This is a genomic window from Flavobacterium filum DSM 17961 (assembly GCF_000425465.1).
Classification (GTDB): Bacteria; Bacteroidota; Bacteroidia; order Flavobacteriales; family Flavobacteriaceae; genus Flavobacterium; species Flavobacterium filum.
The window spans coordinates 85923-102083 of sequence record NZ_AUDM01000010.1 but is presented as its reverse complement, the minus strand read 5'-3'; the positions used below and the strand labels follow the sequence as shown (position 1 = coordinate 102083).

Here is a 16161-nt window from a genome sequence, read left to right as displayed (position 1 = left end):
CGGTTTGATTATTCCTTATTAGAAATGGTTTATTCTTTTTTTACTTTCTTAAATAATAAAGAAGTTATGGCTACCAAGAAAACAACAAAAAATAAATTTGAGAAAAAGCTCATTAGCATATTGCCAATAGAAAATCGATCTTCTTTTTGGAGTTCTTCTTCCATTTTTTCCATTGCAATTAATATTTGTTCTTCAGGTAATCCCATTGTTCTGTAGGTTGATTCAATTCCTTCCACTAATTTTTCAGTTAGAAAAGCACTTGCATCAGGATTAATATAATTCATATAAATAATAACATAAATGGTACTGATGGCAAAACCAATAACACTCATCAAAAATAAATACTTGAATGTCTCACCGTAACTCAAATAACCTTCATTTTCTTTTTTATAGTCTTTAGCTGTAAAATAATGGAATAACACTAAAAGACCAAAAGATAAAAGGGTTTGCATCAACATGCCAAAATAATAAACATGAAAGGTGAATAATGAAATACATATAGAAATGATTCCATATATAATTCCGTATTTAAGAAATGGTTGAATTTTTTTCATACAATTTAGTGTTTTAGCATCGGTAAAATTAGTGAATCTTTTGCAATAATTTTTTTTGCATCAATATCTGTTTTTAAATAGTTGTAATAAAATTTGAATTGATGTAATCCTTTGGTTAATGAATCGGTTTCAAAAATGCATTTTAATCCTTTTTCATTTTTATGAGGATGGGTGTAGTAAACGGAGTTATCTTTAGTAATCCTCTTGTCGTCAATATATAGTTCAAAACTTGATAGAAATGCTTTTTTAATTTTATTAGACTTATCAATTTCTGCTTGTTTTATTTTTTTATCCCATTTCTTTTTTTCTATTTCTACTTTACGTTCTATATTATCAATTTTCAATTTTTTTTGTGCATCAGATTTTTCTTTTTTGAGGTTTCTTTTTTCTTTTAATAATGTCGAAATGATTTTGGATTTTTGTTGTTCCAATAAAGTAATTGTTGGATCATCTATTTCGTTTCCGGTAAAAAATGTAAAGGATAACCCCTTTGTAGTATAGGGAGATAAAGATTTGTCATTTTCAAGCAATTCAATCAGTTCAGGTGTAATTTTGATGAATACAGATGAAAAATTTTCTCTGATATTAAAATGCTCTAAAGAAATCCTTTTAATGATTTCTTTATTGATTTTTCGTTCTTCATTGGGATATTCAACCAAATATTTTTCTCTTAAATCATCATAGTAATAGTCATCAAGTAATTCGCCGGTTTCTAATAATGTGTCTCTGTCCGGAGCATATGGATTATAGGTGTTGGTGAACATTTGACCACCTAAAAAAACCAATAGTATGTAGGGTATGGATAAATAAAATAATTTTTTTGTGTAGGGATGATCAATAAAGTTATACAATAAAGGTCTGTAAAGAAAAGATAATGTAATTGTACTGTAAAACCGATAGATATAGAAATAAATTTTACTAATTGATTTTTCCTTTATTCTTTTAAGACCTCCTAAAGTAATTAAATCAAATAAAACAAATAAACCAATACCAACATATGCTAAAACGGTTAAACCAAAAATACTGTTTAAAGCATAATCATTTAAAAAAAGTTCAAATAAAAGCCTAATTATAATTATGGGAACAAAAAAAATGACCAATGACATAAACAATGCAAAAAGTAGAAATGTGTATGCAAATATCACACTACATAACATCTCTAATCGCTCAATCCAATCATCATAGCTACCTACTTTTTTCTTTAAAAAATTGGTAAAAATATCTGAGTAATTAAATTTATCATATTCTATCTCTTGTGAAACATATCGTAAGCCGATAGCACCAATCCACAAGCCTCTCATGATTACGTGACCTAATAAATTGAAAAAGAAAATTACCCAACCTACTTTTAAAATGATAAAAAAGGGTTTAACTAATGATTTTAAATTATCACTTGAGATATCATTTTCAATATACAAGCCAAAATCAGCTATTAATATTCGTGAAGAATAAATACCAAAAAGGGCGAAACCAGAAATAAGTAATTCTAATTGCCAAGATTCTTGTTGCAATTTTTCTAGCCATTGTTTGAACAATGTTTTTGTTTCATTAGAAGTTTCTCCGCTCATTGCTAAAATGAATTATTCGAATTAAAAGTAAAAAAAAAATAGGGTAGTAACCCTATTTCTTTTCATTTATTTTTTATTGATTTATTTTGCAATATTTACAGCTCTTGTTTCACGAATAACTGTAATCTTTACTTGTCCTGGATACGTCATCTCCGTTTGAATTTTCTGAGAAACTTCAAAAGATAGTTTTGAAGCTTGTTCGTCGGAAACTTTTTCACTTTCTACAATTACACGTAATTCACGTCCGGCTTGAATAGCATAAGCACTTTTCACACCATTAAATCCAAATGCAATCGCTTCTAAATCTTTCAAACGTTGGATGTATGAATCTAACACTTGACGTCTTGCTCCCGGTCTTGCACCAGAAATTGCATCACATACTTGAATAATTGGCGAAATCAAATATTTCATTTCGATTTCATCGTGGTGAGCACCTATTGCGTTGCATACTTCTTCTTTTTCACCATATTTTTCTGCCCACTGCATACCTAAAATAGCGTGAGGTAATTCACTTTCTGTATCCGGCACTTTTCCAATATCGTGTAAAAGTCCGGCACGTTTAGCTAATTTTACATTTAAGCCTAATTCAGCTGCCATGATTCCACATAATTTGGCTACTTCACGTGAGTGTTGCAATAAATTTTGTCCGTACGAAGAACGGTATTTCATTCTTCCTACAATTTTAATTAGTTCCGGATGTAAACCGTGGATTCCTAAATCGATAACGGTTCGTTTACCTACTTCAATAATCTCATCATCAATTTGTTTTGTGGTTTTTGCTACCACTTCTTCAATTCTAGCCGGGTGAATACGTCCGTCAGTTACCAATTTATGTAAAGCTAGACGAGCGATTTCTCTTCTAACGGGGTCAAAACAAGAGAGTATAATCGCTTCCGGAGTATCATCAACAATGATCTCAACGCCGGTAGCCGCTTCTAACGCACGGATATTTCTACCTTCACGACCAATAATTCTACCTTTTACATCATCCGATTCAATGTTGAAAACAGAAACACAATTTTCAACGGCTTCTTCTGTTCCAACACGTTGAATGGTGTTGATAATAACTTTTTTAGCTTCTTGTTGAGCGGTTAATTTAGCTTCTTCAAGCGTGTCTTGAATGTGAGCCATTGCTTTTGTTTTGGCTTCGGCTTTTAGGCTTTCCACCAATTGTTCTTTTGCCTCTTCTGCCGATAATCCGGAAATAACTTCCAATTGATCTACTTGGCTTTTGTGTAGTTTTTCAAGCTCAATCTGCTTTTTGTCCAACACTTCTAAACGATTGTTGTAATCTGCAATTTTTACGTCAAAATCATCAGCTGATTTTTTTGCTCTGGCTAATTCATTAGAAACTTGAGATTCTTTGTCACGTGTTCTTTTTTCAACTTCTGCAATTTTTTTGTCTTTGGCTAAAATCTCTTTTTCGTGTTCAGATTTTAATTCCAGAAATTTTTCTTTTGCTTGTAAAAGTTTATCTTTCTTAATATTTTCAGCTTCCACTTTAGCATCTTTTAAAATAGATGCCGCTTCTTTTTTTGCATTTTTAATCAAGTTGGAAACATTGCTTTTTTCGATGACTTTTGCGATTGCAAAACCCACAGCAACTCCAACAATTCCGGCGATAATTAATAGTAATGTACTGTCCATTGTTTGTTTAGGTTTATATATAAAAAAAGCCTACATTAGGTGATTGCATAAACTCGTTATGACAAGTTTTGAGCTAACTCACTGTTCAAGGATCCCACTACAAGATGGGCATGCTTTAGTAATGACGATTTGCTCATTCTAAATTGTTAGTGTTGAGTTTATCAAATAGAAACTAATGTAGGCAGTATCTTAATTAATGAGTAAGAACGTATTTATTTTTCTAAATAGTCAGCTAATTTTTCATTTAATTTTTTTAACTTTTCTAATGATTCGTTGTAATCTTCAGATTTGTCTATTAATTTTTGTTCTAATTGTGAGGCAAATTGCAAAGCACACATGGCTAATACATCTTGTTTGTCTCTCACAGCATAATTTTGTTCAAATTGCTTAATCATGGCATCAATTTTTTTGGAAGCACTTCTGAGTCCTTCTTCTTGAGTCGGGTCAACCGTCAACGGATAAACTCGATCTGCAATTGATAGTTTAATTTTAAGCTTTTCGTTCATGCTGTATTAGTCAGATAACTGTGCAATACAGTAATCAATCTCACGAATTAATGAATTTATTTTTAGCTTCGTATCTCTTTTGTTTTCGTCACTGCCTAATAATGAATTAGCAATTTTGAGTGTTTCAAACTTTTTATTCAAGTGTTCAATTTCTGTTGCTTGATTTTGTCTGATTTCGATAGATTGTTGTAGTTCATTCTTTAAATCTTGTATCTGTAACTCCAAACTCCTTGATTTTTCAATTAATTTGGAGAGTTTACTTTCAAGAGAATCAACCATTTCTATCATTTCACTCATGATAATCTAATTTCATTACACGAATTACAAAGTTAGTATTCCTATTTCATTAACGCAAATAAAAAAAATAAATTTTATCAATTTTCAGAAATGATTTGTCAATTGGTTGAATTCTACTAAAATTGCATTTTTTGGTTTGTTTTTTGTTAATCATTTTTTAAATTAGCAAAAATTATATGCCATGAAGTACTATTTATTCATTTTGTTATTCGTCAATCAGTTGTTTTTTTCTCAAACTCAATTTCCTACAACTGATTTTATTTCTCCACTTGACATTCCATTATCGTTGTCCGGTTCGTTTGGTGAATTGCGTTCCAATCATTTTCATTCCGGTTTAGACTTTCGTACTCAACAAAAAGAAGGACTGAATGTTTATGCCATTGCGGATGGTTATGTTTCCAGAATTAAAATTTCCACTTTTGGTTATGGTAAAGCAATTTATATCACACATGCAAATGGTTACACTAGTGTTTACGGTCACTTGCAAAGAGCATCAGGAAATATTCAATTGTATATTAAGCAACAGCATTATCAATTACAACAATTTGAAATAGATGTTTTTCCTAAGCCAAATGAACTACCGGTCAAAAAAGGAGAAGTTATTGCTTTATCCGGCAATAGTGGCGGTTCGGGTGGTCCGCATCTTCATTTTGAAATTCGCAATACAGCAACAGAAAAAATTATAAACCCATTCTATTTTGGATATGATGCTTTCATAAAAGATACCAAAGCACCTGTAATCAATGAGATAATTGTTTATCCATTAAGCGTTGATGCGGTGGTAAATCAATCACAACTCCCGATTTCATTGCCACTTTCACTTCAAAAAGACGGAACCTATTTGGCCTCAAAAGTTTTGGCTAAAGGAGCAATTGGTTTTGGAATCAACACTTATGATCAATCGGATAATAATTATGGTAAAAATGGTGTGTTTAAAATTACATCCGTTTTGGATGGAAAAAATGCATTTTCAGTAGATTTCTCCACTTTTGGATTTGATGAAACACGTTATGTAAATGCCTATATCGATTACACTCGTTACAAAAAATTAAATCAAAGGGTGCAACAACTTTTTTATCATAAAAAATATCCGCTTAGTATAATTTCTGCACCAAACGGGAATGGAATCATCCAAGTAGAAAATAATTTGTCACATGTTTTTAACGTTGAAATAATTGATTTTCATGGAAATAAATCAAAAGTAGTAGTGCCAATTCAATTTGCCAATTCAGCAGCAAAAATTGTAAAACCGATGGCCAAAACAGAATTTAAAATTAAATCTGAGCGGGAACATTATTTCACAAAGGAAAATGTATCCATTTATTTTCCGGAGAATGTATTTTATCAAGATACTTTTTTAAACATTGATGTGACTAAAGGAATTTTAAAACTACATGATGAAACCATTCCGGTTCATGCTAATTTTTCAATTGCATTTCAAAATGATACCATTCCCGAAATAAAACGGGAAAAATATTTTATTGCTTCAGTAAGCGGAGCAAAAAAAAGTTATCATTCTACTAAAATAAAAGGAAACACATTTACTGCTTGGGTAAAAAATTTAGGACAATATCAACTTTTGGAAGACTCGAAAGCTCCTTTAATCAAACTTATTAATTTTGAAGAAGGTAAGTGGTTAAGTAAGCAAAACACCATTCAATTAAGCATTACTGATGATCTTTCCGGAATAAAAACGTATAATGGATTTTTAAATGGAAAATGGATTTTATTGGATTATGATTTTAAAACCAATTTAATTACACACGATTTTTCAGATAATGTCGTTATAGAGGGTAAAAATGATTTAAAAATAGAAGTAGTCGATAATGTTGGAAATTCTACTATATTTGAAACACATTTTTATAGAAGTCAAAAACCTTAATTATTTCTTTTGAAAACAAAGTCACATTTTTTTACTTGGGTGTTTTTTTGCCTCGTTTTTTTTGCAAATGCCCAAACTGCCCGTATAAAAGGAATTATTTTAGATAAAAATAATAATCCGGTTGAAGGAGTAAATATCAACTATCAAGATAAAGGAACAACCACCAATAACAATGGTTTTTACGTATTAACTATTCCAGCTAACCAAAAAATTACACTTGTTTTTTCACATGTTACGTTAAAAACAGCCACTTTAAAAATTGAATTAAAACCAAATGAGGATTATGAGCATAATTTTCAAATGAGCGATTCGGAAGAATTATTAGGGGAAGTAATCGTGACTGCCGGAAATAGAAAAAGAGTAGAAGGTATTACAACTATTGAACCGGCTGTTATTCGTAAAATTCCCGGAACGAATGCCGGTGTTGAAAATATTTTGAAATTACTACCCGGAGTAAATTCCAATAATGAATTGAGTACCCAATATTCTGTTCGTGGTGGTAATTTTGATGAAAATTTGGTTTATGTGAATGAAATTGAAATTTATCGTCCGTTTTTAATTCGCTCGGGTCAGCAAGAAGGGTTAAGCTTCACTAATACAGATATGGTGCAGAATGTTGATTTTTCTGCCGGTGGTTTTCAAGCAAAATACGGGGATAAAATGTCTTCTGTATTAGACATTACGTATCGGATTCCAACGCGATATGCTGCTGCTTTTGAGGCGAGTTTCTTGGGTGGAAGTTTAACGCTTGAAGGTGTAAGTAAAAATCAAAAATGGGCTAACGTAACCGGTATTCGTTACCGAGATAACAGTTTGTTAGTAAATAGTCAGGAAACGAGTAGTAATTTCCGCCCAACTTTTATGGATGTGCAAACCTATCTTACGTTTACACCCAACAAAAAATGGCAATTTGGATTTTTAGGAAATGCGTCTCAAAATAAATACAATTTTGAACCGTTGACTCGTCAAACCAATTTTGGAACCATTGACGAACCAATTGCCTTACAAATTTTTTATGACGGACAGGAAAAAGATAGATATCAAACGTTATTTGGTGCATTCAAAGCTTCTTTTGATTATAATGAAAACAATACGTTCAAGTTTATCAGTTCTGTTTATCATACGCAAGAACAGGAATACTTTGATATTTTTGCGGCTTATTTTTTAGGTGAAGTAGATGGAAACATTGGTTCGGATACATTTGGTGATGTAAAATTTAATCGCGGAATCGGAACACAATTGAACCATGGTCGAAATGATTTAGATGCTCTAATTGTGAATGCTGAAATTAAAGGTTTTCATAAAGTAAAAGAAAATACTGTTGAATGGGGATTAAAATATACAAGAGAAGATATTCGTGATCGAATAGTAGAGTGGGAAGTAATTGATTCTGCCGGTTTTTCTTTAAATCCGCCTCGTGAATTTCCTGTAAATGATCAACCTTACAATCCTTATACCGGACCGTTAGTTCCATTTCAAAGTGTTCGAGCGACTAATTTTAATACCATCGATCGTTTTTCCGGATATGCTCAATGGAGTAGAAAATCATATATAGGTACAAGTGAAGTATGGTATAATGCAGGTGTGCGAATGCACCAATGGCAAGTTTCAGGTGATAATGTTGATGGAAAAAGTCAAATGGTTTTTAGTCCAAGAGCTCAATTTTCCATTAAACCTTTGTGGCAAAAAGATATGGTGTTCAGAATTTCCGGTGGATTGTATCATCAACCTCCTTTTTATCGTGAACTCAGAGGTTTTGACGGTCAAGTACGTCCGAATGTAAAAGCTCAACAATCGACTCATATTGTTTTAGGAAATGATTATAGTTTTAAAATGTGGAATCGACCGTTTAAATTAATTAGTGAATTATATTATAAAAGTTTAACGGATGTAAATACATATACGTTAGATAATGTGAGAATTCGATATATCGCGGATAATGAAGCAGAAGCGTACGTATATGGTTTAGACATGCGATTGAACGGTGAGTTTGTTCCCGGAACCGAATCTTGGTTTAGTTTTGGCTACATGAAAACGGAAGAGAATTATCAAAACAAAGGATTTATTCCACGACCAACTGATCAGCGACTTAAATTTGGAGTACTTTTTCAAGATTATGTGCCCAATATTCCAAGCATGAAAATGTATTTGAATTTGGTTTATAATACCGGTTTACCAGGAGGTTCACCTTCCTATGCTGATCCTTATTTATATCAATCCAGATTGAGAGATTACAGAAGAGCGGATATTGGATTTTTGTATGTTTTAACAGAGAAAAATGCCACTCGACCAGACGGACATTGGCTTAAACGTTTTAAAGATTTATCTTTTGGTGTTGAGATTTTTAATATGTTCAACAATCAAAATGCCATTACTAATACATGGGTTAGAGATGTTTATACAAAAACACAGTATGGCGTTCCGAATTATATGACCACTCGGGTTTTCAATTTAAAGTTAACGGCTAAATTATAATTGCAATAAATTTTATACCTTTGAATAAATCAGTATAAAAACAATGAAAATTAATTTCAATCATTTGTTTCTCGCTTTGATGCTTGTTTTCTTTAGTTGTAAAGAAGAAGTAGATCAGCCTAAAGTAATCTATGAAGAGGCAACAAAAGAAGCCATCACTAAAAAAGATACAACCCAAATAAGAGTTGCTGATTTACCTGTTTTTATGGATGGGACTTCTTATATCATTCATCCAGTAGGCGAGTTGCGTGTATATGATGTTAAATCAAAAGCAAGTTATGGTTCTTCGAGCACAAGTAGAGTTAGTTATGCGGTTTCCAATTATAATCGATATGAAATTACCGGATACTTGGATAATCTATATTTTCAACATATTGATTCTTCTTCTACAAAACCATTGACGGATAAACAAATGATCATTCAATCAGCTACCTATCTTACTACTTTTGCCGAAAAAAGTAAAAAGCAAATTATGGTGTACACTGTTGCAGATATGGATACCAATCGCGATAGCAAATTAGACCAAAATGATATTAAAGCATTGTTTTTAAGTTTGTCATCCGGTGAAAATTTCACCAAATTAACTCCGGATTATCAGGAACTTATCGATTGGAATGTACTTGAGCTTAAAAACCGACTTTATTTTAGAACCATTCAAGATTCCAATAAAAACGGTGATTTTGACAAAGACGATGCGGTGTTCTATTTCTTTGTAGATTTATTAGATAAAGAATGGAAAGTAAACGAATACAAACCGTTTAATTAAATCAAAATATCACTTTCCAAATCGGATTTTTCGATTGTAAAATTAAACCCGAGTTGTTCCATCAACTGAATAACTAAATTTTTATACCAATTCTCAGATTTGGGATGAATGTAAATTCGTTCTATTAATTGATGAATATCGACCTCAATTTTTAAACCATCATTAATGGAAATGTTGTTGGACGTAACATCCGTAATGATGCGAATTTCTCTTTCGTATTGAAAACTTTTCCGCTTAAATAGAAAAGGGAAAAATGTATCATCAAATGGGATGTGTTCTTTTTTGTAGTCGATATAATTGACTTCGCCAATGTATTGTTCCGTATTTCTTTCCGGTTTTAAGGCTTCTTGTAATCTTTTTACGGTGGATTGAATGGCTAATCCTTCGTTGTTTTTGGTGAAAATTTGCCACATGGCAAACGATTCGTATTCGTTAATGTGCCAACTGCTTATGACAATTTTTTCGCGATGCGATTTGTAATAATCCAAAAACTTCGGATTGTTTTCAGCTATTTTTCGAATTTCTTCATAAGTGGGTTCGCTAAACGTTCCTTCGTATTGGTCTTCAAATTTGTCGGACCGCGACATGAATAATTTTTTAGACAACAACAAATCCAAAAATTTAGACAAATCCAAATATTTCCAAACGATGGTGTTTGGGTCATCCGGAAGAATAATGTTTGGATTGTGTATGTACATTTTTGATTCTTAAATTATTCGATTTTCAGATTTAGAGTTTTCCAATTACCCATTACCCATTACCCATTACCATTCACCTATAACCTACTCAAACGACTGCATCATTACCAATTTGGCATACATCCCATTTTTAGCCAATAATTCGTCATGTGTACCTTGTTCTACAATTTCTCCTTTTTGCATGACTACAATTACGTCGGCTTTTTGAATGGTAGAAAGGCGGTGAGCAATTACAATAGAAGTTCTGTTTTGCATCATGTTTTCCAAAGCTACTTGTACTAATTTTTCACTTTCGGTATCCAAAGCAGAAGTGGCTTCATCCAAAATCATAATGGGTGGATTTTTCAAAACAGCACGAGCTATTGAAAGGCGTTGTTTTTGACCGCCTGAAAGTTTACCTCCGGCATCTCCAATATTCGTATTAATTCCGTTTGGTAAATCTTTTACAAATTCATACGCATTGGCAATTTTCAACGCTTCAATGATTTCATCATCGGTTGCGTTTTGTTTTCCTATCAGAATATTATTTTTAATGGTATCATTAAACAAAATCGAATCCTGTGTAACCAATCCCATCAAATGTCGCAACGAGTTCATGGAAATATCTTTGATATCCACACCATCAATTTGGATACTTCCTTTGTTTACATCGTAAAAACGCGTTAATAAATTGGCAATCGTACTTTTACCACTACCGGATTGACCAACTAAAGCTACCGTTTTTCCTTTTGGTATTTCTAATGAAAAGTTTTTCAAAACGGCATCTTCTTCATAGCTAAAGTTGATATTTTGAATGGAAATAGATGTTTTAAACTCTTTTTTGTATAGAGCATTTTCTTTATCCACAATTTCATTTTTCACTTCTAAAACATCAAAAACTCTTTCGGCTGCAGCCAATCCCGTCTTTACTTGGTAGGATGCTTTTGAAATGGCTTTGGCCGGTGTGAGAATATTATAGGCCAATCCCATATAGGCTAAAAATTTAGAGCCTTCCAATAAAGGAGAGCCATTTGCAAATTTTTCTACCAAAACCATATTTCCTCCATACCAAAGCAAAATAGCGATGACTACAATTCCTAAAAATTCACTCATAGGTGAAGAAAGGTTGTTTTTTCTACCAATACTATTGGTTAATCGATACAATCTGAAAATAGAATCGTTGAATTTTTTGGTAAACGTATTTTCTGCATTATAACTTTTAACCACTTTTAAACCACCCAAGGTTTCTTCTACAATTGAAATTAAATAACCGTTTTCATCTTGTGCTTTTTTAGATTTGGCTTTTAAGCTTTTTCCAATTTTAGAAATGATAAATCCGGAAATTGGAATAAAAATAAAAACAAATAAAGTCAGTTTAAAACTAATTGCTAACATTGCTCCAATAGTGAAAATGATAGTCATAGGTTCTTTTACTACCAATTCTAAAATGGAGAAAAAGGAGTTTTTTACCTCATTTACATCGTTTAACATGCGAGCCATCACATCACCTTTTCGCTTTTCGGAATAGTAAGAAACCGGTAAATCAATGATTTTATCAAACATTTTGTTTCGAATGTCTTTCAAAACGCCATTTTTCAACAACAATAAATGATTTAAAGCCAGGTAATTGAATAGGTTTTTTAATAAAAAGGTAATAATGATGATGGTCACTACCAATAACAAAGCATATTGTGGGCCGTTTTCTTCGGAAAGTTTGGTGATGTAAAAATACAAGTAGTCTTTTCCGAAATCACCAATTTTCCATATTGACGTGTAAACCGGTTTGGTTTCAATCTTTTCGGCATCTTTAAACAACACATCCAACATGGGAATAAGTGCTATAAAAGAGAGAGTGCTGAATAAGGCATACAATATATTGAATACAATATTCCACACCACATTGGTTTTGTAGGGTTTTAAAAACGGAAATATTTTCTTTAAATTTTCATCCATTAGTTGAGGTGCATCTCTGCAACGATGTTTTTAATTTTTTGATCTAAATCGGCTTCTACTTTTTTGAAATTATCTAAGGAGTCTAGTGGTTCATTTACACTAAAATAAAATTTGATTTTAGGTTCGGTTCCACTTGGTCGAGCACAAATTTTGGTGCCGTCTTCTAAATAATATATTAATACGTTAGATTTCGGAATGTGAATAGGTTCTACTTCTTCTGTGATGAGGTTCTTTGCTGTTGAATTTTGATAATCCTCTACACAAACCACACGTTGCCCATTGATTTCCTTTAATGGATTTTCGCGAAGATCAATCATCATTTGTTTGATTTCGTTGGCCCCTTCAATTCCTTTTTTAGTCAAAGAAATCAAATATTCTTTATAAAAACCGTGATCTATATATAAGTTCAACAGTTCTTTGTACAATGAACTTCCGGCGGCTTTGGCTTGTGCGGCAATTTCGCAAACGAGTAGGGTAGCCGCTACGGCATCTTTATCGCGAACGGCATCGCCAACCATAAACCCAAAACTTTCTTCTCCACCGCCCACAAATTTTTGATTAGGAAAGTCTTTGATGAATTTAGCAATCCATTTGAATCCGGTAAGTCCTACTTTGCATTCCACACCATAGGCGGCAGCTAATTCCAACATCATGGGTGTAGATACGATGGTTGAGCCAATGAATTCATTACCTTTGAATCTTCCTTCACGTTTCCACTGTTCTAACAAGAAAGCAGTCATGATAACCATGGTTTGGTTTCCGTTGAGTAAAATCATTTTCCCTTCGGTATCATGAACTGCTACTCCCAAACGGTCAGAATCAGGGTCAGTGCCTATTACAATATCGGCACTAGTTTTTTCTGCTAAAGCTAAAGCCATAGTCAAAGCTTCCGGCTCTTCAGGGTTGGGCGATTTTACCGTTGGAAAATTTCCATCCGGCACTTCTTGCTCTTTTACTATGTTTACATCGGTATAGCCTGCTTTGGCTAATACGGCCGGAATGGCTTTTATAGAAGTTCCGTGTAAAGAAGTGTAAACTATTTTGAGGTTTTCTTTAGCAGTAGCCGGTGTATTGAAACTGGCATTTTCAATCGTTGAGTTGAAAAAAGCTTCATCAACTTCTGCTCCAATATATTCAATTAGGTTTTCGTTGGCTTCAAATTTAATTTCGTCATACGCCAAATCTTCGATTACCTGAATGATTTCTTCATCTTGTGGCGGTACTAATTGCCCTCCATCTTGCCAATATACTTTATATCCATTGTATTCCGGTGGATTATGAGACGCGGTCAAAACAATACCGGCATGGCAGTTTAAATATTTTAAAGCAAATGATAATTCCGGAGTTGGACGTAATTCTTCAAAAAGGTAAACTTTGATTCCGTTAGCGGAAAAAACATTGGCAACTACCTTGGCTAAAGTATTACTATTATGACGACAATCATAAGCGATCACCACTTTTAATTGTTCGTTTGGAAAAGCTTTTTTCAAGTAATCGGAAAGACCTTGAGTGTTTTTTCCCAACGTATATTTATTGATGCGATTAGAACCAACGCCCATGATTCCTCGCATTCCACCCGTTCCGAATTCTAAGTTTTTATAGAAACTTTCCTCTAATTCTTTGGGTGAAGAAGTCATCATGTTTTTGATTTCTTCTTGAGTCGCATTGTCAAAAGTTGGTGTTAGCCACTCGTTTACTTTGCTTAATATGTTTTCAGAGATATGCATATGCTTATTTTTTGTATCCTATTTTGTTTCGTTCTAAGTTTCCGGGTTTACTTTCTTTGTCCATTAAAAAATTCAAAATTTTATAAATGTCCGGAAACTGTTTTTCTATTTCTGTTATTTTGTCATTCAATTCTTTGTATAGCAAGCTAAAATGCCTAATCGATACAAATGTTCGCATGATAGCGATATTGATTGCAATGGCTTTATCAGAGTTTAACACACTTGAAAGCATGGCCACTCCTTGTTCAGTAAAGGCAAAAGGCATGTAACGTAAACCACCTCTTTTTGAGGTCACAAATTGTGACCTCAAACTTTCGAACTCCTCTTTATTGAGTTCAAACATGAAGTCAGTTGGAAAACGATTTATGTTTCTTTTAACGGCTTGTTTAAGAACTTTTGTTTCGATTTCATATAAGTTAGCTAAATGAAAATCGAGCATTACTTTTTGACCTCTAATTTCAATAATTTGTTGTTGAATAATTTCTGCTTTCATGATTTTGGCGTTTATTAATTTTTTGTAATGGCATATATTTTTATTTCAGATTTAATTCGCTTGCTATTTTATAATTTTCACTTGCATTTTTACTGCGTAAAATTAGTTCTCCTAAAAATCCGGCTAAGAATAATTGTGTTCCAATAATCATAGTGGTTAAGGAAATATAAAAATACGGACTATTGGTTACCAAATCATAAGGTAAGTCGTTGTACAATCGGTATAATTTTGAGATACCAATGTAACCGGCGGTAGAAAATCCTATCATAAACATGACTACACCCCAAGCTCCAAAAAGATGCATGGGTCGTTTTCCAAAGCGAGACAAAAACCAAATGGTGATTAAATCTAAAAAACCGTTGATAAAGCGTTCCATACCAAATTTAGTTTCGCCATATTTTCGAGCTTGGTGTTTCACCACTTTTTCACCAATTTTTGAAAAACCGGCATTTTTAGCCAAAACCGGTATATAGCGGTGCATTTCGCCTGATACTTCGATGTTTTTGATGACCAAATTTTTATAGGCTTTTAAGCCGCAATTAAAATCATTCAATTGCACACCGGAAGTCTTTCTGGCTGCCCAATTGAATAGTTTTGAAGGTAGATTTTTTGAAACAACCGCATCATAACGTTTCTTTTTCCAACCGGAAACCAAATCGAAATTCTCTTGCATAATCATATTATACAATTCCGGAATTTCTTCAGGGTTGTCTTGCAAGTCGGCATCCATAGTAATGACAACATCACCTTGAGCTTTGGCAAATCCGGCATGAAGAGCTTGCGATTTTCCAAAGTTTTTCAAAAAGCGGATGGCTTTTACATTCGGGTTTTGTTGCGTAAGTTGTTCGATTACATGCCAAGATTGATCGGTGCTACCATCATCAATAAAAATTACTTCATAACTAAAGTTATTTTCATTCATGATTTTTAAAATCCATTCATGTAATTCCTTTAAGGATTCATCCTCGTTTAATAATGGAATAACGATTGAAATATTCATTTACTCTTTGTGGGATGGGGTTTTAAAAATAAGTGCAACCAATAATCCTAAAACCGCATAAAAAGCAATTTGGAAAAAATAAGATTTAAATTGAGCAAATGGACCAAAATTATCCGTTTTTTCAATCTCTTCAATGGCTTTATTGATTTCTGAAGCGGGTACTTTAAATTTAACCATCATTTCTTTTGTCATGGAAATAACATTATCGGTTAATGTATCTTTTGCTCCGGGATCAACTACATTAAAAAGTAGAATGTTAAATAATACAAAAAGCCCAATTCCAACGATGATAGGGAGAATGAAGCTTATGAATGCTTCTTTGTAACTCATGATTCCATTTAAAAATCTTTTGGAAGTTATTGAACTGTAAATAGCTAATCCTATGATGATTAAGAAATTTATAATTCCAACCCACCAATTTGTAAACAATGATAAATCAACTACATACATTGTAGTGGTGATGAGAATTAAGATTACACCTAAAATTACACCATTTGTTAAACCGATCTTTTTGATACTGTTTTCCATACTTTTAGTTTTAAAATACAAATATAGTAATTAATGGTCGTAATTTATAATGATATAGAAATGTGAATTGTTACAAAAAAAGTCAATT

The 16161-nt window shown here is 32.6% G+C and carries 14 protein-coding genes and 1 other RNA gene; 3 read left to right on the top strand and 12 right to left on the bottom strand.

What is annotated here, in order from left to right:
- Positions 1-29 precede the first annotated feature (29 nt).
- The 6 genes from H601_RS0107530 to H601_RS0107510 all read right to left on the bottom strand — a co-directional run bounded on the left by H601_RS0107530 (position 30) and on the right by H601_RS0107510 (position 4572).
- Positions 30-554, bottom strand: coding sequence for a DUF4199 domain-containing protein (locus tag H601_RS0107530; RefSeq protein WP_026710936.1), 525 nt, complete (start codon positions 552-554; stop codon positions 30-32).
- A 5-nt stretch (positions 555-559) separates the two neighbouring features.
- A complete protein-coding gene (locus H601_RS0107525; RefSeq protein ID WP_026710935.1) occupies positions 560-2122 on the bottom strand; it encodes a hypothetical protein in 1563 nt (520 codons plus the stop codon).
- Between the two features lie 81 nt (positions 2123-2203).
- Positions 2204-3769, bottom strand: coding sequence for a ribonuclease Y (gene rny / locus H601_RS0107520; protein WP_026710934.1), 1566 nt, complete (start codon positions 3767-3769; stop codon positions 2204-2206).
- A gap of 49 nt (positions 3770-3818) precedes the next feature.
- Positions 3819-3927: non-coding RNA, 6S RNA (ssrS, locus tag H601_RS16330), on the bottom strand.
- 54 nt (positions 3928-3981) lie between these two features.
- Positions 3982-4275 (bottom strand): cell division protein ZapA, encoded by a 294-nt coding sequence (locus H601_RS0107515; RefSeq protein ID WP_026710933.1) that lies wholly within the window; start codon positions 4273-4275, stop codon positions 3982-3984.
- A gap of 6 nt (positions 4276-4281) precedes the next feature.
- Positions 4282-4572, bottom strand: a complete 291-nt coding sequence (locus tag H601_RS0107510) for a hypothetical protein (protein WP_026710932.1) — start codon at positions 4570-4572, stop codon at positions 4282-4284.
- 181 nt (positions 4573-4753) lie between these two features.
- On the opposite strand from H601_RS0107510, the gene H601_RS0107500 reads away from it, so the two are divergent.
- Genes H601_RS0107500 through H601_RS0107490 form a run of 3 tightly spaced genes read left to right on the top strand, consistent with a single transcriptional unit; the run spans position 4754 to position 9695 of the window.
- Entirely contained in the window at positions 4754-6454 is a 1701-nt protein-coding gene (locus tag H601_RS0107500) for a M23 family metallopeptidase (protein WP_026710931.1), read from the top strand.
- Positions 6455-6463: 9 nt separating this feature from the next.
- Positions 6464-8929, top strand: coding sequence for a TonB-dependent receptor (locus tag H601_RS0107495; protein WP_051220695.1), 2466 nt, complete (start codon positions 6464-6466; stop codon positions 8927-8929).
- A gap of 43 nt (positions 8930-8972) precedes the next feature.
- Entirely contained in the window at positions 8973-9695 is a 723-nt protein-coding gene (locus H601_RS0107490) for a hypothetical protein (protein ID WP_026710929.1), read from the top strand.
- Here the strand turns inward: H601_RS0107490 and H601_RS0107485 are convergent.
- The 6 genes from H601_RS0107485 to H601_RS0107460 all read right to left on the bottom strand — a co-directional run bounded on the left by H601_RS0107485 (position 9692) and on the right by H601_RS0107460 (position 16073).
- Positions 9692-10393: a DUF2971 domain-containing protein gene (locus tag H601_RS0107485; RefSeq protein ID WP_026710928.1), complete on the bottom strand. Its 702-nt coding sequence runs from the start codon at positions 10391-10393 to the stop codon at positions 9692-9694. The two genes, H601_RS0107490 and H601_RS0107485, sit on opposite strands and share 4 nt — an antisense overlap.
- A gap of 84 nt (positions 10394-10477) precedes the next feature.
- The gene (locus tag H601_RS0107480; RefSeq protein WP_026710927.1) at positions 10478-12325 is read right to left on the bottom strand and encodes an ABC transporter ATP-binding protein; all 1848 of its coding nucleotides are present in this window, start codon (positions 12323-12325) and stop codon (positions 10478-10480) included.
- Complete coding sequence (locus H601_RS0107475; protein ID WP_026710926.1) at positions 12325-14052, bottom strand: phospho-sugar mutase; 1728 nt, start codon at positions 14050-14052, stop codon at positions 12325-12327. Before H601_RS0107475 ends, H601_RS0107480 begins: the two co-directional genes overlap by 1 nt.
- A 4-nt stretch (positions 14053-14056) precedes the next feature.
- Entirely contained in the window at positions 14057-14545 is a 489-nt protein-coding gene (locus H601_RS0107470; RefSeq protein ID WP_026710925.1) for an ORF6N domain-containing protein, read from the bottom strand.
- Positions 14546-14585: 40 nt separating this feature from the next.
- Positions 14586-15545, bottom strand: coding sequence for a glycosyltransferase family 2 protein (locus H601_RS0107465; protein WP_026710924.1), 960 nt, complete (start codon positions 15543-15545; stop codon positions 14586-14588).
- Positions 15546-16073: a DUF4199 domain-containing protein gene (locus H601_RS0107460; protein ID WP_026710923.1), complete on the bottom strand. Its 528-nt coding sequence runs from the start codon at positions 16071-16073 to the stop codon at positions 15546-15548. It abuts the gene before it with no gap.
- Positions 16074-16161 lie beyond the last annotated feature (88 nt).